Source organism: Paraniabella hibiscisoli (genome assembly GCF_022512515.1).
GTDB classification, from domain to species: Bacteria; Bacteroidota; Bacteroidia; order Chitinophagales; family Chitinophagaceae; genus Niabella; species Niabella hibiscisoli.
The window spans coordinates 3,518,338-3,536,067 of record NZ_JAKWBK010000001.1 but is presented as its reverse complement, the minus strand read 5'-3'; the positions used below and the strand labels follow the sequence as shown (position 1 = coordinate 3,536,067).

The following is a 17,730-nucleotide window of genomic DNA, read 5'->3' as shown; positions in this document are numbered from 1 at the left end:
TCCCTACTTGTTTACTTTTAATAACTCTACTTCAAACAATAAAGTAGCGCCACCCGGAATATCACCACCAGCTCCCCTGTCACCATAAGCCAGGTCTGAAGGAATCCACAATCTCCAGTGGCTTCCTTCTTTCATCAGAGGAATAGCAATTTGCCAACCTCGGATCAATTGGGTAAGGCGTGCAGTAAAAGGCTGGTTGCGTTTAAAAGAGCTATCAAATTCTTTACCACTTAATAATGCACCTCTATAATGAGCAGTTATTGAGTCGGACAACTCAGGTTGTATACCTGTACCTTCTTTGATCACTTCATACTGAATGCCACCTTCCAGCTCCAGCACTCCTTCTTTACTTTTATTAGCGGCTAAAAAATCGCTGCCTTCCTGTTTTTGCTTTTCTATTTTTTCATTCATAGCGGAACGTAATTTTTGTTGTAAATTCAAATCCATAAAACATTTTTTCAAAAATAATTCATAAAACCTATACTACTCATTCAATTCATCCGGTAAATAAATCAGGCTTCTCTAAGGGTTTTACCGGTCAATTGAATAAACACATCTTCCAGGTTGGCCTTCTTCACCTCTCTTGGTCGTTCAAAGCCTGAGTCGACCAGGTGGTCGATCAGGTTATCGGGTGTATCAAGGGCCACAATCTTTCCTGCATCGATGATAGCGATACGATCACACAAATATTCTGCCTCATCCATATAATGCGTAGTAATAATGATGGTGGTTCCCTGCGCCTTAATTGTTTTAATGAGTTCCCACAAATTACGGCGTGCCTGCGGATCGAGGCCGGTGGTTGGTTCATCCAGGAATATTACCTGCGGCCGGTTAATAAGCGTGGTAGCCACCGAAAAACGCTGCTTTTGACCGCCGCTTAGCTCTTTGAACTTCGCCTTTGCCTTTTCTTCCAGGTTTACGGAGCGTAGCAATTCCATCCCGTCCACTTTCTGGTTATATAACCCTGCAAACAGGTCGATCAGTTGCAGCAGACTCAGACCGGGATAATAACTGCTGGCCTGTAATTGTACGCCAATCAGCCCTTTGATGGTATTAGGATTTTCATCCAGGTCATAGCCTGCCACCTGTACGGAGCCGCTTGTTTTTTACGAAGTGTTTCTATTATTTCGAGGGTAGTAGACTTTCCTGCACCATTAGGCCCCAGCAATCCAAATATTTCGTTTTCAAAAACATCGAAGGAAATGCCTTTAACGGCCTTAAAATCGCCATAGTTTTTTACCAGGTCCCTTACAGAAATCTTCACATTTGCCATGCGCTAAAACTACAATTTAGTTGGCAGATGACAGTTGAAAAGTTGGCTGTATCAGAAAAACTATACCTGCTTTTCTACAGGCACTGGGGCCAGACGCTCAAAATATTGCCAACAAACCACGACATTTGCACTTTCTAAAAATACAAATGGTGAAAGTTTTTAAGTTTGGCGGAGCCTCGGTAAATAGTGTCGACAGAATAAAAAATGTTGGTGATATTTTAGTGCAGTATCAAAACGAACAGCTTTTGGTAGTAATTTCTGCTATGGGCAAAACTACCAATGCCCTCGAAAAAGTAGCAGAAGCGTTCTACCAGCAAAAAAACGAGGAGGCTTTACAGCTTTTTGAGCAAGTGAAGCAGCAGCATTTAAATACAGCCAAGTACCTTTTAGTAACTAACTACCTTACCTGCGAAGCTCAGTTGAAGGACTTCTTCACCGAAGTTGAATGGTTATTGCACGATCAGCCTGTAAGGGAATATGACTATTATTATGACCAGATTGTTTGCTCGGGAGAGCTGATGTCTACTGCAATTGTAAGCCATTATTTAAATGAAGCCGGCGTTCGCAATGAATGGATAGACGTGCGGGACATCATCAGAACCGATGACAATTTCAGAGACGCCAATATTGATTGGAGCTTTACACAGGCAAAAGTAGATGAGCTTATCCGCCCCGTTTTAACAGAAGGTGCTCTGGTATTAACCCAGGGATTTATCGGCGCCACCGATGAAAATGAAAGCACCACGCTGGGACGTGAAGGCAGCGATTATACGGCGGCTGTATTTTCCAACATGCTCGACGCAGAAAGCCAAACTATATGGAAGGATGTAGAAAGCGTGATGAATGCCGACCCGAAAGAAATTGCCGATGCCGTGCCTATCCCCGAATTGAATTATACGGAGGTGATTGAAATGGCTTATTACGGAGCCCAGGTCATTCACCCTAAAACTATAAAACCCTTACAAAATAAAGGTATCCATTATTTGTAAAATGCTTTTTGAATAAGGACCTGCCCGGCACGCATATTCATAATAATATCGTTAAGCAGCTCCCTCCTATTATAGTAATTAAGAGAAACCAGGTGATGGTGGAGTTAAAATCGAAAGATTTTTCTTTTATAGGAGAACACAACACCGAGATATTGTACGAATTATTTGAAAAGCTTTTTATCACACCTACCCTTACACAAAACGGTGCGATCAGCATTACCTATGCTTTTGACAACAGGGAGGAGAAGATCAGCCAGTTTGCTGCTGAAGCATCTGAAAATTTTGATGTACAGGTTACACCTGGTTTAACCCTGTTAACCATAAGACATTACGATAATGCTTCGCTGAAAAAACATGCGGAGGAAAAACAGTTTTTAGTGAGACAGCAAACCGTTCACAATATGCGGTTGCTGTATAGAGAAGAGGCTTAAAGAAAAGTTCGCCAGTACATCTGATCCAGCCATCTCTTGCTTTCGGAGCCCCAGGATTTCGCCAGGCTTGCCAGATCAGTTTTAACCTCCTGCTGTGTCTTCTTTTTACCTTTTGTCGGTGGCATCAAAGATGCCGCAGACGGCTTATCCAGTTTTAAACCTGTTGCCATCCAACTGGTATGCAAACGAGGTACTGTTACACCAAGTATAGTGCCGGGCAATCCATTTAAGTTCATAGGACCACCACTGAGCGTTATATTATCTGTGTAGTAAACAAAAACATATACACTGTCAAATAAAACTGTCTGAGCTTTGCGGCAACTAAACCCGGCAATTTCGCGCTGATCATTGGGCACCAGCTTCCAGTTAATCTTTTTCTGTTCCCCGTTAAAAAGCAAATACCCTTCAAGCGTCATCAGCGTAGCATAGGTTTTGCTGCTGTAATCATTAAACCAGACATTTTCCTCCTCACTTAAGCCAAAGGAAAACCCTCTTTTAGTATCCCCCTTTCTGTCAAACTTATAAACCGACTTATTATCATTAAACGATAATGTATAATAGTTAACTGTAAATTTGGGCACCTGATCCTTAAACCGCTCAAACCATTCATCACCCTCATTTAAAGCATGTACATTCGTCTTAACTTCATATTCAATAGACCCGCTGTTTACATAGGTTTGAGCTTTAGCAGCTAAAGCACCCATTATAAAAAAACTATAACTAAAATCTGTTTCATTGTATTAAATTAATTGTTGCATAGTGGCATAAACTCATTCCATTCTCACGGTCTATTTCGCGGGAGGAGTTACAGCAGCGCCTCCATTCATTTTCGTGAAATTCCAGACAAACCCGACTAAAAAGTGCCTGCGTAAAATAGTATTATTATAGGTTTCTGTAAAGCTGAAACTATTGAAATTCCGGGAATATCCATTTTTCTGATTCAAAATATCATTAACTGCAATCTTTACCTGAAACTCCTTCTTGTAAATCCATTTAATTAACTCGGCATTCCAAAAAACGAAATTGTTATTAGTCGGAAAACGAGAGTCTTTTTGCCTCAAAGATGCATCTATAGTATTATAGATTTCAATTTCCTTTGGTAAATAAACACGCATATCCAGGTACCCACCTCCTGTCCAGTATTGGGCATTTGCCTGCTCACTTACCGAAGCTTTCGCCACATTATAGCCAAAATAAGGAGCCAGATAAAAATTATATTTTTCTCTACATCCCTCGAAATGCTTAATCGCAAATTATAAAAACTATTTTTAGTTGTATTCTTAACCGTTTCACCATTGTAGCTGGCCACAAAGTCCACCATTTGACTCATATTAATTCTTGGACTAAGACCTACGCGAAGATTAGCTTTTCGCAATTTTTTATTATAGGACAAATAGACGCTATAATTATAAATACCATCTGTATTAACCGTTTTAGAAGTACGTACTGCGTTATTGATACTAGCGAACGTAGCGAATGCATTCTGCGTAAACGAAAAATCCATACCTCCATAAATATTTCTTTCGGATAGCATTTTCCAGTTATCGTAGCTCAGGCTGAAACGATGGGCGAACGAAGGCCTCAGATCTTGGTTTCCTATATACTGATTCAGCGGATCGGTATTAACCCGGATCGGTTGCAGCTGACTCAGACTTGGCGCAGTAGTGTTCCCATTATAAAAAAGCCTTACACTTTCGCTGGGTTTTATTTTATAAGATATATTGGCACGAGGAAAATGGTTAGAAAAACTAAAAGAGGTTTCAGTACCCAGTGTATTATCCAGCTGATCGTAGGAAGTAAAAGCTACTGAGGAACCTACATTAATATTCACCTTTTTATTGCTATATCTTAAACCAAAACCAGGGGAATTAGACATTTCATTGTAATCAAAATTGTTACTTAGAGAGTCTACACGATTATTATATGCTCCCCCATTACCTTTTGCCAAAATATCACGCACATTATTCCTATCCACTCTATTGAAAGCATAACTGGCTTCCAGGTAAAAGTCTTTTGCCAATGGCTCCGTATAAGAAATACGAGAGCCTATAGTATTGCTCGTATTATTAATTAAATTTCTCTGATCAATAATATTGGTACTATCAACTATATCGTTCTTATAAAAGTCCAGCTGGGAGTACAAGAATCCGTCACTGTTACTTTTATTGGCATTAAAGCTGGTATTAACAGAAATAGTGCGATACTGCTTTTTAAATTTATGCATCCACAATAAGTTGGCATTGTAGGCCGATTGATCCCTATCATCATTACTTCTCCGGTTGTTGGTGTTGATCATCGCACTCGTCTCACCGTTCAAATTTTCTACATCGTAATCGCCATTAGATTTGCTGAAATTCAAATTAACACCGGTGGTAAGTTTTAGGGTATTCATAGAGTCCAACTTTGTTTCAAAAACAAAATTGCCGCTATGCTTGTCCGATATACTCAAATAGTTATTTATCGAATTCGTATTCCAGGATGAATCCGGTGTAAAATTTTTAGAAAACACCTGCGTATTACCCGGTGCGTCTATGCGCACAAACCTATAGCCGCATTCACTGAATTCTTATCCTTATTAAACTTGTTACTGTAATGCAGTCCTCCGTTATAATTAACAGGAATACCATTGCTTGAATTATAATCACCGCCACCGTATGAAATATACATTCCCCCATCTTCAGTAATGCCGGAACTTGTAGCTCCCGATCCATACTTATCTGCATCCTCCCAATCCAGGTTCATAAAGCCAGTGTTGCTGCTAATACCATAAGCTGCTAGTTTTCGCTTAGCCTTGAAAGAGTTGAGCATCGCAGCTCCATAGTACCTGCCCTTACCTGCGTCATCATTAAATGCCGAACGTTCTCTAAGACCTCCCCGGCATCTACCTTACCAAAGTATCCCTTCTTTTTATCCTCTTTCAATTTTAGATCAATGGTTCTGTCCTTTACTCCATCGTCGATGCCTGTAAAATTGGCCTGATCGCTGGCCCTGTCGTATACTTTAACTTCCTGTACTATATCTGCCCTCAGATTTTTTGTGGCAATACCCGGATCGGTACCAAAAACTCTTCGCCATCGACTAAAACCTTTTTCACACTTTGCCCCATTGCTGTGATATTACCGTTCCGGTCTACCTGAAAACCCGGGAGCCTTTTCAAAAGCTCCTCTACATTTGCTCCTTCAGCAACTTTAAAGCTATCGGCAGTGAATACGGTTGTATCGCCTCTCATAAACATGGCCTTATTAGCCTTAACAATAACTTCGTCCAGCAGCTTTGCTTTTGAAATCATATTGATAAAACCCATATTAACAGGCATACCGGGCTGCATTTTTATGCTCTCCGAGATATCAGCAAAATACGGATGTGTAACCATTAGCGTATAATTACCCGTATCGGGTACATTAAGCCGAAAATCACCTTCTGCTCCTGCCCTGGTAAAATCAACCAAGGTTGAATCTTTACCATTCACCAGCACTACTACTGTGTTTTGTAAGCTCTTTTTATCCGCGGAATCTACCAAAGCTCCTTTGATAGTAGAAGTTTGTGCATAAGTGAATAGACTACATGCAAACAGTAAGGCAAGCGTAAGGTATAATCTCATAGTTGGTTTCGATAAGTAGTTATAAGCGTTTAAGACGCGCGACAAACAAATTTCCATAAACAATTAGCACAAAAAGATTTCAGGCAATCAATTTTTTGTTAAAATACGACAATAATAGATATCTACGAATAGCGCGTAGCATCCGTTTGACATTCGATCAGGTATAAAAATAGAAATATTTAAAGTAACCTGTACCTCACTTCCGGTAAACTCCTCTTTTTTATCGGCGAATAACGGAATTCAACCTGAACAACGTTGTTGGTATCATAATTATCGTAAATTGCCTCAAACATTCACCATGCCTATTGATATTAAAATTTTGCAGGAAAGTTTTGAAAAGAAAAATTTTATAGACACCACCAAACCTGTCTGGAACTACTCCATCCTGACAGAAGAAGACATCACTAATTTTCAGAATGGCTCTAATTATACATTATATGAAAAATTTGGCTCCACCCCCTACAAGTTAACGGCGTTTGGGGTATGTATTTTTGCGTGTGGGCGCCGAGTGCCAAGTTTGTTTTTGTAACGGGTAATTTTAACGACTGGGATAAGCTTTCACCCCCTTACGCCCAGATGGGATAATAGTGGAATTTGGGAAGGATTTATACCAGACATTAAACAAGGAGAACTCTATAAATATCACATAGCCGGGCCTAATAACCGCATTGCAGATAAAGGCGACCCTTTCGCTAATTTCTGGGAGCTAAAACCACTTACCGCTTCTATAACCTGGGACCTGCAATATGAATGGAATGATAACGAATGGATGCAAAACAGGGCAAAACACAATGCGTTGAACGCTCCATGGAGTGTGTACGAAGTGCACCTGGCAAGCTGGAAAAGACCTGATGCAACTGATGAGCATAAATACCTAAGCTATGATGAAATGAAAGAAAGCCTGGTGCCTTATGTAAAAGAAATGGGCTTTACCCATGTGGAGTTTATGCCCGTTGCAGAGCACCCTTTCGACGGAAGCTGGGGCTACCAGATCACCGGCTATTTTGCACCTACATCAAGGTTTGGTGATCCGCAAGGATTTATGCGCCTGGTCGATGCTTTTCACCAGGAAGGCATTGGCGTAATATTAGATTGGGTGCCCTCGCACTTTCCCTACGACTCGCATGGTCTTTTTATGTTTGACGGCAATCATACTTACGAATATGCCGACATGCGAAAAGGCTTCCATCCCGATTGGAACAGCTATATATTCAATTATAAAAGAGGCGAAGTAAAGTCCTTCCTGATCAGTAATGCAAGGTTCTGGTTTGATCTTTTTCATATAGATGGCATACGGGTTGATGCTGTAAGCTCCATGCTAAAGCTGAATTACTCCCGCAAAGAGGGCGAATGGGAGCCTAATGAACATGGAGGCGATGGTAACCTGGAAGCGATCGACTTTATTAAAAACCTTAACGAAATGGTGTACCGTGATTTTCCGGGTGTACAAACCATTGCAGAAGAAGCTACCGATTGGCCCGGCGTATCAAAACCTACGTTTACAGGCGGCCTGGGTTTTGGCATGAAATGGATGATGGGCTGGATGCACGACTCGCTCGACTATTTTAAACTGGAAGCAGTTCACCGCACTTTTCATCAGAACCAGTTTACTTTTAGTATGATGTACTATTATGATGAGAACTTTATGCTACCCATTAGTCATGATGAAGTAGTACACGGTAAAAGTCCGCTGCTATTTAAAATGCCCGGCGACCTATGGCAAAAATTTGCTAATCTCCGGCTGTTCTTCACTTATATGTGGACACATCCCGGAGGCAAACTCTTGTTTATGGGCAGCGAGTTTGGACAAACCAGCGAATGGAATTACAAATCAGAATTAGACTGGCATTTGTTAGAGCACGACAGCCACAAAGGAGCACAACATTGTTTAAAAACGCTTAACCAGGTATTGAAAAATGAGCCGGCGCTTTACACGCGCCAGTTTGATATCGGGGGATTTGAATGGGTAGACCTCAATCACCGTAATGAATGTGTGATGATCTATAAAAGGAAAGCTGAAAAAGAAGAAGATGATGTACTGATTATATTAAATGCCACGCCCGAAGTACGCAACAACTGGGTTATTGAAACCTACGGTAAGCATTACACCCGGGAGGTCTTCAACTCTGACCTCAAAGAGTTTGACGGTACCGGTAATGTATTTAATCAGGAGATAAGAAGCGAGCTGTTAGATGAGGCCTCTAAAAAGTATAGAATCACAATCAATCTGCCGCCACTAGCTGGTATTATACTGAAGTAACTACGATCTATGACACAACTGTAAAAGATCCTGGTATTCGTTTAATACTACATTGAACTATTCGAGTGAGCGTCAACGAAAATCCCTGTTAACGTATTAATGCCTGGATTCCGTATACTTGCTTTATAAACGATAAGGCTTCATGATCAATAACTGCATAAAATGTTTGCTGCTATGGTGCTCTTTTTTGTTAATCAGCAGTAGAAGTTTTGCGGCCTCACCGGCAGATTCATTCCTGGTACAGGCATATGACAATTACAACGGTTTATCCAACAGCTCCATTAATGATCTGCATATAGATAAAGACGGGTTGCTTTGGCTGGGTACCTGGGATGGCTTAAACATGTTTGAAGGAAGCCGCCTGAGGATATTTAATTATAACTCAAATAACGATCAGCAAAGTATCGGCAGTAACATCATCCAGGCAATTGACGAAGATAAGAGCGGCAACTTGTGGATCACCACTATTGGAGGTATAACCCGATACGACAAAAAAGAAGGCCGGTTTTATAATTTCTTTTATCAGCAAAATGTACCGGGGAATATTACCGAGCACGAGTATAAAATTGCCATTGATTCAAATGGACAGGTATTTTGCTATACACAACGGCAAGGATTAACCCATTATAACCTGAAGCAAAATAAATTCGAAGCCATTCCTGGAACCATATCCCTTAAGATTAAGAAATTCTCCTTCGACAGTAACAACTGTTTGATCATTCTTACAGAAAATGATCAGCTACAATTATGGACGCTTTCGCAAAACCACCCCAGGTTAATAGCTGCTATAACAAACGGCGCTACTAATTTTTTCCTCGTTAATAACCAGCTTTTATTTGCCAAAAACGACGCCTATTTATATCGTTATACCCCAGGCGGATCCTCTGCCCTTGTCGCGTTAGGCAGCACAGTCAATTCAATCACCTTTTATAATAATCATTATTTCATTGCCTGGAGTACAAGTGGCTGCAGTATATTTAATCATGTATGGCAACCTTCGGGCATTATGCCTGAGGTATCCAGATTTCTCACCAATATAAGGGTTACCAGTTGGGCCTTAAAAGATGAAACCCTTTGGGCAGGCACAGATGGTAACGGTGTTATCAAAATAACGCCTCAAACAAAATTCTTTGGAACAGTTTCGCTATTTCAACAGGGCAGCGCCTACAACCGCCCGGTACGTGCTTTTTGTGAAAACGGGCAGCAATTATGGGTAGCAACAAAAGGAAGGGGGATTATTACCTACGCTAACCCATCAAAAGAAAAAGAGTTTAAAAACATAACTGCACCTGAATATCTCGACAACAATTCAGTATATGCTTTAAAAAAAGGGATAGATAACCTTATTTATATAGGAACAGATGGAGCCGGGTTGAATATATATGAAGCAAACAGGGACCGGTTCTTTAAATGGTCTGATATTATCAATAAAGAAACCTGCCCTGATTTTGGATCGGTGTATAGCATTTACCAGGACCCCGATAGCTCTATATGGGTGGGCACCAGTGGGTACGGCCTGTTACACCTCCGTTTTTCGAGAGCAGTAAATGGTAGTATCAAATATGCTTCGGGGCGAAAATATAGCGCAGGAGAAAAAGATAAAGGTCCGGCCAATAATATTATTTATTCCATCACACCTTACGATAAAGATCATATCTGGGTGGGTTGCAGGTATGGCGGGCTTAGTCTTTTAAACAAGAAAACCGGTCGGTTCAGAACCTTTAAGGCCTTTACTTATGAAGGCAGCTTATCCAACAATGATATCATTTATATATATAAGGATAAGAGAAGTGTTCTATGGATAGGTACCAGCTACGGACTTAATTTTTTACTGCCGGATGAAATAAACAAAAGCAACCCTGTTTTTAGAAAGATCACCACCGAACAGGGTCTTCCCAATAATACCATCCACGCCATCACGGAAGACAATGAAGGGAACATCTGGATCAGCAGCAATAAAGGAATAGCCAAGATCAACTGGCCTAATTTATCGGTTAGTAATTACCAGCAAACCGATGGTTTGCAAAGCAGCGAGTTTAGTGACGGCGCTGTATGGAAAGATAAAAATGGCAAGCTCTACTTTGGTGGCATATCTGGGTTCAATAGTTTCCTGCCCGCCCGGATCAGCAAAAGCAATTACCTGGGAAACATGCTTATTTCATACGTTACTGCGGGAAACCAGGGTTCGGGGCAAAACAGTCTTTTTGTTTTCCCCAATAATAAAACGGCTATTCCCCTCTCTATACAACTCCCCGGGACGAAAATTATATTAGCCTTGAAGCATCGGCCATTAATTTTGCCAATGCCGAAAAATTTGAAATATCTTACTTCCTGGAAGGCTATGATCATACATGGAATACACAGAAAGCCATAGCCAAGATATCTTATAGTAATCTTCCGCCCGGCAGCTACGAGCTCAAAATAAAATGGAATAACGGAGAGGGACTCAGTTCGAACGAAATCACGGTGCTACAGGTAAAAATACAACCTTATCCCTGGCTGAGCATATGGGCCTTTATTGTATACGCATTGATCTTTGGTTTTGCCCTTTATGCTTTATACAGCTACCGTAAAAGAAGAACGGTAATAAAACAGCAACTGAAGCTCGAACAACTAATGCGGTTAAAAGAAGAAGAGGTACATGAAAACCGTATCGGCTTTTTTACCAATATCGCACATGAGCTGCAAACCCCGCTCACGCTCATTATGGGTGGCTTCGAACGATTCACAGAAAAAGCAGACAACCTACTTATTAAAGATGACAGGAACAAATATCTGTCTCTGATTAAACAGCAAACAGCAAAACTCACTTACCTGCTGCACCAGCTGTTTGAATTCAGAAAAGCCGATACCGGGTATACCCGAAACAACTTCAGCTATCTTAACCTCACTGCATTATTAACAAATATAGTGGAGCCGTTTGCACCCCTGGCTGAAAAAAGAAAACTGGAATACGATTATCATATTGCCGGCAACATGATGGGTTGGATGGACAAGGACAAACTGGAAAAGATCCTATTCAATTTGCTATCCAATGCCTTTAAATACACCGGCAAAAACGAGAAGGTATCCTTCCATGCTTCGATCATCGACAATCAGTTATCCTTGCAGGTGTTTAACTCGGGCGCTCATTTACCGGAAGAGCAGCTCCGCGATATTTTCAAAAAATTCTATACCGGCGATAACATTAAAAACGCACCCGACAGTTATGGTACAGGCATCGGTCTCGCCTTCACTTCCCAGCTGGTAAACCTGCTTGAAGGAACCATTGTGGCCGAAAACAGGCAGAATGGCATTTGCTTTACAACCAGCATTCCATTAAAAAACATCAACCAGCCGGTGCAGGAGCAGCCGGTGGCAGACGATACCCCTTCCGAGCTGTTTACTGTAATGACCTCTGATAGCCTGTCACGTCCCGTTAACCTGGGAAATAAAACGGCTGCTATAGAGGAAATTCAGAATAAAGAAAGGGACATTGTGGTAATTGTAGACGATGAAGCGGAAATACGCTACCTGTTAAGAGATATTCTAAAAAATGACTATATCATATATGAAGCAGAAGACGGAGGGCAGGCTGCCGAACTCGTCAATACCTATATGCCCTCTTTGGTAATTGCTGATATATTGATGCCTAAGGTAAACGGTCTTGAATTATGTAAGTTAATCAAAGAAACCCCGGCAACCTGCCAGATACCCGTTATCCTGCTTTCGGCCAGATCAATGGAAGAACAACATATGGAGGGCTATGAGGCCGGAGCTGACGCTTATATTTCAAAGCCATTTAATACGTCGAACCTCAAAGTAAGGGTAAGAAAGCTGATCGAATACCAGAAACGCATACAGCAACTGTTTAAAAATGCAGATAGTAATCTACCTGTTCGTGATGCCGGGATCAAAAAAGATGACAAAGCATTCCTTGAGCAGCTTACCCGTATTATACAGGAAGAAATACTCAATCCAGAGCTTAATGCAGCCCTACTCGAAAAAACCATCTTCCTGAGCAAGATGCAGCTTTACCGCAAAACTAAATCCCTGACAGGAATGACGCCCGGAGAATTCATCAAGCATACACGTTTGGCAAAGGCAGCCGACCTGCTCATCCACACCAATATGCCGGTTGGAGAGATCTTCCTGAACAGCGGCTTTAACAATGAGTCCTATTTTTTCAGGGAGTTTAAAAAAAGGTATGAATGCGCCCCCAGGATTACCGCAAAAGCAGGGACTTAAAACCATGATTTTTATTTTAATTTGAAAATCAATTCTTTAAAAAAGAAGAATTACCTTCTTTTGCAATTACAGTACAGTAAAATGCAATAATGGTACACCCTTTTCGGGGGTACTCAACCGTAGTTTTGGTACAGAAACTTAACGATTATTGCCAGTTCGCCAGATTGAAAGTTTGCTACCTGCTATTATTATAAAGTGTACCATCATTTCCAAGAAGAGCAGAATCTGTCAGTTCCGGGTAGTTTGTAAATAAAATACGATTTAATTCTAAAGCCATAATTATGATACAACCGAACAAAAATTGTTTGCCCGCCTTGGCCTCAAAATGGCCTCGCGCACTTCGCCTGTTTAGCTGTTGCCTGGCATTCTTTTTATTTAATTTAAGCAGTTTTGCCCAACAAACCGGCAGGGATATATCGGGCAAAGTAGTTACTTCCAATGGAGAGCCGATCGAAGGTGCCACTATTTCAGTAAAAGGAGCTAGCGGTGCAGTAGTATCCGGAAGCGATGGTTCATTCTCCATTCATATACCCGAAAATGCGATACTGGTTATTTCGTTTGTGGGATATAAAGAGCAGGAAGTGAACACTGCGGGCCTTACCGAGTTTAATTTTACCCTGATGCCATCTACCCAATCGATGGATGATATTGTGGTAGTGGGCTATACCGCTCAAAGAAAGAGTACCATTACCGGTGCTGCCAGCAGCGTTAATATGGCCGACCTCAGCACCCGACGTGTTCCTGATGTGGGACAGCTATTGCAGGGTAGCGTAGCGGGTGTACAGGTAACCCAAAGTACGGGCGCTCCCGGTGATGGGATAGAAATAAGAATAAGGGGTAACAGCACCATTGGGAATAACAACCCGCTGTATATCGTGGATGGTATTCCTTCCCGTGAAATCAACTTTATTAATCCCCAGGATATTGAAAGCATAACCGTGCTAAAAGATGCAGCAGCCTCAGCTATTTATGGCTCCAGGGCGGCCTCAGGCGTAGTAGTGATCACCACCAAAGGAGGCAAAAAGGTAAACCTGCTGTAGAGCTGAATTATTTTACAGGCTTTCATAAGGTGGCCAACCTGCCTACTATGCTGAGCGGCAGCCAATACATGGACAAAATGGAAGAAAGCTGGAATAATTCTGGTTTAACAGGTACTAATCCATATACAACCGACAAATCGCGAACCGACCTTGCCAATACGAACTGGCTGGATGAATTGTTTACAACGGGCCGTAGCCAGAATGTGGCCCTTACCGCCAGCGGCGGCGACGAATCGGTGCAATACCTGATCTCTGGCGGATACTATAAGCAGAACGGCATAGTTATTTATGACAATGATCAGTACGAAAGGATCAACTTCAGAAGCAATGTTATCGGCAATCTGACGAACAGGCTGAAAGTTGGCGCCAACCTGCAAATCACCAATATACGCCAGGACAAAACATCTTCCAGCGGCGATGCGCCGGGAATTATACGCCATGCGTTTCTGCGGGCACCGGTAATTCCAGTCTTTAAAGACCCGTCTGACCCTACTTATTCAGCAGAAGACCCATATACAGACCTGCCATTTTATTACCGGAATGTACAGGCCAATGGTGGCAGCTGGAATGGGGCGGCCAATCGATATGAATTTAGCGCCAACCCAATTGCCCTAGCCTATTTTACGAATGACAAAAGAGTGAATTTAAAAACATTTGGAAACGCTTTCGCCGAGTATGCATTCCTGGCTAAGAAAGAATTAAAATTCAGAACCAATTTTGGTATCGACCTGAATATGTTGCACAACAAAGCCTTTAACCAGAACTTTGGCGATGTTGATGGCGGCGGCGCTGATGCAGACAAAGGATTGGGTCGTCAGAACAGACCTACCAGCCTCAATGAAAATCGTGGTCAGGAAACCACCATTACCTGGAATAATACTTTGCAATACAATAAAAAATAAGTGACCACACTTTTAGTGTATTGGGTGGTACAGAATATATACAAAACCGGGCTTCGTCCATTGGAGCATCGCGTGCACGGTTTGAATACACACAGCCTACTTTCCAATATTTAGACTTTGGCGGTACTGCACAAGACCTTTGGAATAGTGGTACAGCTTCAGAATGGGCCTTGTTTTCATTATTTGGTTCTGCCAACTACAATTTTCAAAACAAATATTTTGTAACGGCCAGTTTAAGAGCTGACGCTTCCTCCCGTTTTTCACCCGATAACCAGTGGGGATATTTCCCATCCGTTTCTGTGGGATGGAGAATTTCACAGGAAAGTTTCCTGAAAGAGGCCAATTGGTTATCTGACCTGAAACTCAGGGCCAGTACCGGTACATTGGGCAACCAGGAAATTGACAACTATGCTTATCTTACTTTGCTGAGAAAATCGGGCGAGCAATACCTTATTTCAAGATACGGCAACCCCGATCTGAAATGGGAAAGCACCCGCCAGGATAATATAGGCCTGGATATAGGATTTTTGAAAAACAAACTCAATTTCACCTTTGACTACTTCAAAAAAACCACCTCCGATATTTTACTACCCATTTCTTTGCCAGCATTAGTGGGCAATGTATCTGCCACCGTAGTAAATGCAGGAACCGTAATGAACAAAGGTTTTGAAGCATCAGTAAACTATGACAACACTGCAAATGCTTTTACCTATGGTATCAGCGCTAACATCGCAACGCTTAAGAACGAGGTAGTGAAACTGCACCCTAATCTACCCAACCTTACCGGGCCGGTTACTAAAACAGAAGCAGGCCACCCGCTTAATTCCTATTTTGGATATGTAATGGAAGGTATTTATCAAAACACTTCAGAGATTTCCAGCCATTTACATGGTGTAAGCAGCCCTTCACAGGTACCCGGTGATATCCGTTTTAAAGATCTGAACGGCGATGGTATTATCAATGATGATGACCGCACCCATATTGGCAACCCCAATCCCAGATTAATGTACGGCGCCAACTTCAGGTTAGGCTACAAGGGCCTAGACCTTTCCTTTCTTTTCCAGGGAGCTGAGGGTGTGGAGCGTTATAATGATCTGAAGAAAATTATCGATTATGATTCCCGTCCGTTCAACCACACGGTGGCTACATTAGGCGCCTGGAATGGCGAAGGCAGCACTAACACGATGCCCCGCTCTACCTTCCAGGACAATGGCAGCAGCTATATCTCCAGCATTTTTGTAGAGGACGCCAGCTATTTACGTTTAAAAAACATAGAGCTTGGATATGATTTGGGCAAGGTAGTAAAATCAGGTAATGTTTTCCAAAATTGTCGCCTTTATGTGTCTGCACAAAACCTCTTCACGGTTACCAAATACACAGGCTTGGATCCGGAATCGACAGCACTAATTGACCAGGGTACTTACCCGCAATCCCGCAATTTAATGTTAGGCATCAATGTCAGATTCTAAATCAGCAGTTTTTCACCAGTAAAAGAATAATATGAAAGCGATATATCAACTAATAATACCCGCAGCCCTCTTATTGACGATGGGTTGTATGAAAAATCTCGATCGTGACCCCATCGGTCTTTTAACACCGCAACAGGTAAATACCGATCCACAGGTAGGTACTGTTACCGGTGCGGTCAACTCTTCTTATCAAATGTTATCCAGCACGCTTAACTTACTGGGCAACTGGGATTGGCCAAGAGGACTGGTACTCAGAAATGATTTTATTATACAGGACATTGCCTCAGGCGATATGCAGAAGAAATGGAACCCCGATGGCGACCAGGCCTGGATGGATCAGTTTTCCTCCTGGAGCTTCACAGCCGACAACGGTGGATTTAATGGACAATGGAGTTATAACTATGAAGGTATCTCGCGCTGCAATATGGCTATCAGCTATCTTACAGACGATGCCTTAATGTCGAAACTATCCATTGATAACGCCAGCAGAAATTACCAGCTGGGACAAGCTTATTTTCTAAGAGCATTTTACTATTTTGATCTGGTAAACGCCTTTGGTGATGTACCACTATTGCTAAAACCGTTGAAGAACTTTTCCGAAGCCTATGAGGTATCCAAACGTACATCAAAAGAAGAAGTGTACAACCAGGTTAGTACTGATTTGGCAGCAGCCAAAGGTTTGATCCCAGCGGGCAAATACTCCAATGCTACCGACAAGTGGCGGATATCGCAGGGAGCCGTCTTAGCCATGCAGGCCAAAGTAGCTTTATTCAATCAGAAGTGGAACGATGTCATTACGATCATTACAGAACTGGAAGGACTTGGTTATTACAGTTTAAACAGTAATTATTTTGATAATTTTTCGATTGCTAAAGAATACGCTGATAACGAGGTAATTTTTGCCTACAACCATGTACCAGAGCAAACACCCAGAAATGGTAATGGTATTTGCGCGTTGGCAGGATGGGGCTTTATAGCGCCCACTACAAATTTCATTAACGAATTTGAAGCCAATGACCCGCGCTTGCTTTATACCGTGGATGCGGCTGCCCAAAATGTATATAAAATTTTCGGCGAGACGGGCACCGCCAATAAAGGCAATGAAGATGCCGCCAGTAATAAGGTGTACATTCGTTGGGCAGATGTTTTACTGTGGAAAGCAGAAGCTTATAATGAAACCAACGGTTATGCAAATGCTGTAACCTATATTAACAAGATACGCACCCGGGCCCGCCAAACGCCTACTATTACGGGAGGAACTGTACCCGCTGGCAGCATTGCCGATCGCCCGGCTTCCAGCAATAAAGATGAAATTAAAAACTGGCTGGTGCACGAAAGGCGCGTAGAGCTTGGTTTTGAAAGTCATCGTTTCAATGACCTGAAAAGGTGGGGAATAGCTAAAGCATTTCTTACCGGGCTTGGCAAAAGCTTCCAGGACAAGCATTATCTCTACCCCATTCCCCAGGGAGAGATCGATAAATCAGGCGGTTCCATCACTCAAAACAACGGATACTAAAAAACAATTCAATGTCTGACAT

The 17,730-nt window shown here is 42.0% G+C and carries 16 protein-coding genes and 3 pseudogenes; 11 read left to right on the top strand and 8 right to left on the bottom strand.

The features are described 5' to 3' along the window. Nucleotides 1-3: 3 nt before the first annotated feature. Together MKP07_RS21995 and MKP07_RS42850 are read right to left on the bottom strand one after the other, a co-directional pair. On the bottom strand, nucleotides 4-447 hold the full coding sequence (locus MKP07_RS21995; protein ID WP_240849134.1) for an FKBP-type peptidyl-prolyl cis-trans isomerase: 444 nt from the start codon (nucleotides 445-447) through the stop codon (nucleotides 4-6). Nucleotides 448-512: 65 nt separating this feature from the next. Continuing rightward, a pseudogene (locus MKP07_RS42850) lies at nucleotides 513-1,273 on the bottom strand (ABC transporter ATP-binding protein). A 146-nt stretch (nucleotides 1,274-1,419) separates the two neighbouring features. Between MKP07_RS42850 and MKP07_RS21980 the strand changes: the two are divergent. Together MKP07_RS21980 and MKP07_RS21975 are read left to right on the top strand one after the other, a co-directional pair. Continuing rightward, nucleotides 1,420-2,262, top strand: coding sequence for an aspartate kinase (locus MKP07_RS21980; RefSeq protein WP_240849132.1), 843 nt, complete (start codon nucleotides 1,420-1,422; stop codon nucleotides 2,260-2,262). 8 nt (nucleotides 2,263-2,270) lie between these two features. After that, nucleotides 2,271-2,693, top strand: a complete 423-nt coding sequence (locus MKP07_RS21975; RefSeq protein ID WP_240849130.1) for a hypothetical protein — start codon at nucleotides 2,271-2,273, stop codon at nucleotides 2,691-2,693. Here the strand turns inward: MKP07_RS21975 and MKP07_RS21970 are convergent. From MKP07_RS21970 to MKP07_RS21950, 6 genes are all read right to left on the bottom strand, one after another. Then, the gene (locus MKP07_RS21970; RefSeq protein ID WP_240849128.1) at nucleotides 2,690-3,397 is read right to left on the bottom strand and encodes a GLPGLI family protein; all 708 of its coding nucleotides are present in this window, start codon (nucleotides 3,395-3,397) and stop codon (nucleotides 2,690-2,692) included. The two genes, MKP07_RS21975 and MKP07_RS21970, sit on opposite strands and share 4 nt — an antisense overlap. Nucleotides 3,398-3,481: 84 nt before the next feature. Continuing rightward, nucleotides 3,482-3,874 (bottom strand): outer membrane beta-barrel protein, encoded by a 393-nt coding sequence (locus tag MKP07_RS39235; protein ID WP_317235873.1) that lies wholly within the window; start codon nucleotides 3,872-3,874, stop codon nucleotides 3,482-3,484. Then, nucleotides 3,856-5,232 carry an outer membrane beta-barrel protein gene (locus MKP07_RS21965; protein ID WP_317235872.1) on the bottom strand — a complete coding sequence of 459 codons (1,377 nt, stop codon included), beginning with the start codon at nucleotides 5,230-5,232 and terminating at the stop codon, nucleotides 3,856-3,858. The genes MKP07_RS39235 and MKP07_RS21965 overlap by 19 nt, the downstream gene beginning before the upstream one ends. Then, nucleotides 5,223-5,435 (bottom strand): hypothetical protein, encoded by a 213-nt coding sequence (locus MKP07_RS21960; RefSeq protein WP_240849126.1) that lies wholly within the window; start codon nucleotides 5,433-5,435, stop codon nucleotides 5,223-5,225. Before MKP07_RS21960 ends, MKP07_RS21965 begins: the two co-directional genes overlap by 10 nt. A gap of 32 nt (nucleotides 5,436-5,467) precedes the next feature. After that, on the bottom strand, nucleotides 5,468-5,614 hold the full coding sequence (locus tag MKP07_RS21955) for a hypothetical protein (protein WP_240849125.1): 147 nt from the start codon (nucleotides 5,612-5,614) through the stop codon (nucleotides 5,468-5,470). A 104-nt stretch (nucleotides 5,615-5,718) separates the two neighbouring features. Beyond that, nucleotides 5,719-6,294 (bottom strand): carboxypeptidase-like regulatory domain-containing protein, encoded by a 576-nt coding sequence (locus MKP07_RS21950; RefSeq protein WP_240849122.1) that lies wholly within the window; start codon nucleotides 6,292-6,294, stop codon nucleotides 5,719-5,721. A 280-nt stretch (nucleotides 6,295-6,574) separates the two neighbouring features. On the opposite strand from MKP07_RS21950, the gene MKP07_RS21945 reads away from it, so the two are divergent. The 9 genes and pseudogenes from MKP07_RS21945 (at nucleotide 6,575) to MKP07_RS21910 (ending at nucleotide 17,708) form a co-directional block, all read left to right on the top strand. Then, nucleotides 6,575-6,823, top strand: a complete 249-nt coding sequence (locus tag MKP07_RS21945) for a hypothetical protein (protein WP_240849121.1) — start codon at nucleotides 6,575-6,577, stop codon at nucleotides 6,821-6,823. Next, nucleotides 6,778-8,554: pseudogene (gene glgB, locus MKP07_RS21940) on the top strand (1,4-alpha-glucan branching protein GlgB). The gene MKP07_RS21945 and the pseudogene glgB overlap by 46 nt, the downstream one beginning before the upstream one ends. Before the next feature lie 187 nt (nucleotides 8,555-8,741). Continuing rightward, nucleotides 8,742-10,928 (top strand): ligand-binding sensor domain-containing protein, encoded by a 2,187-nt coding sequence (locus tag MKP07_RS21935; protein WP_240849119.1) that lies wholly within the window; start codon nucleotides 8,742-8,744, stop codon nucleotides 10,926-10,928. Further along, a pseudogene (locus MKP07_RS42845) lies at nucleotides 10,886-10,978 on the top strand (triple tyrosine motif-containing protein); the annotation flags it as partial. The gene MKP07_RS21935 and the pseudogene MKP07_RS42845, both read left to right, overlap by 43 nt. Nucleotides 10,979-11,020: 42 nt before the next feature. Beyond that, on the top strand, nucleotides 11,021-12,781 hold the full coding sequence (locus tag MKP07_RS21930; protein ID WP_240849117.1) for a hybrid sensor histidine kinase/response regulator transcription factor: 1,761 nt from the start codon (nucleotides 11,021-11,023) through the stop codon (nucleotides 12,779-12,781). 281 nt (nucleotides 12,782-13,062) lie between these two features. After that, complete coding sequence (locus MKP07_RS21925) at nucleotides 13,063-13,821, top strand: TonB-dependent receptor plug domain-containing protein (RefSeq protein ID WP_240849114.1); 759 nt, start codon at nucleotides 13,063-13,065, stop codon at nucleotides 13,819-13,821. 29 nt (nucleotides 13,822-13,850) lie between these two features. After that, nucleotides 13,851-14,723 carry a SusC/RagA family TonB-linked outer membrane protein gene (locus tag MKP07_RS21920; RefSeq protein ID WP_240849111.1) on the top strand — a complete coding sequence of 291 codons (873 nt, stop codon included), beginning with the start codon at nucleotides 13,851-13,853 and terminating at the stop codon, nucleotides 14,721-14,723. 20 nt (nucleotides 14,724-14,743) lie between these two features. Further along, entirely contained in the window at nucleotides 14,744-16,192 is a 1,449-nt protein-coding gene (locus MKP07_RS21915) for a SusC/RagA family TonB-linked outer membrane protein (protein WP_240849108.1), read from the top strand. A 31-nt stretch (nucleotides 16,193-16,223) separates the two neighbouring features. Beyond that, the gene (locus MKP07_RS21910; protein ID WP_240849106.1) at nucleotides 16,224-17,708 is read left to right on the top strand and encodes a RagB/SusD family nutrient uptake outer membrane protein; all 1,485 of its coding nucleotides are present in this window, start codon (nucleotides 16,224-16,226) and stop codon (nucleotides 17,706-17,708) included. Nucleotides 17,709-17,730: the final 22 nt, after the last annotated feature.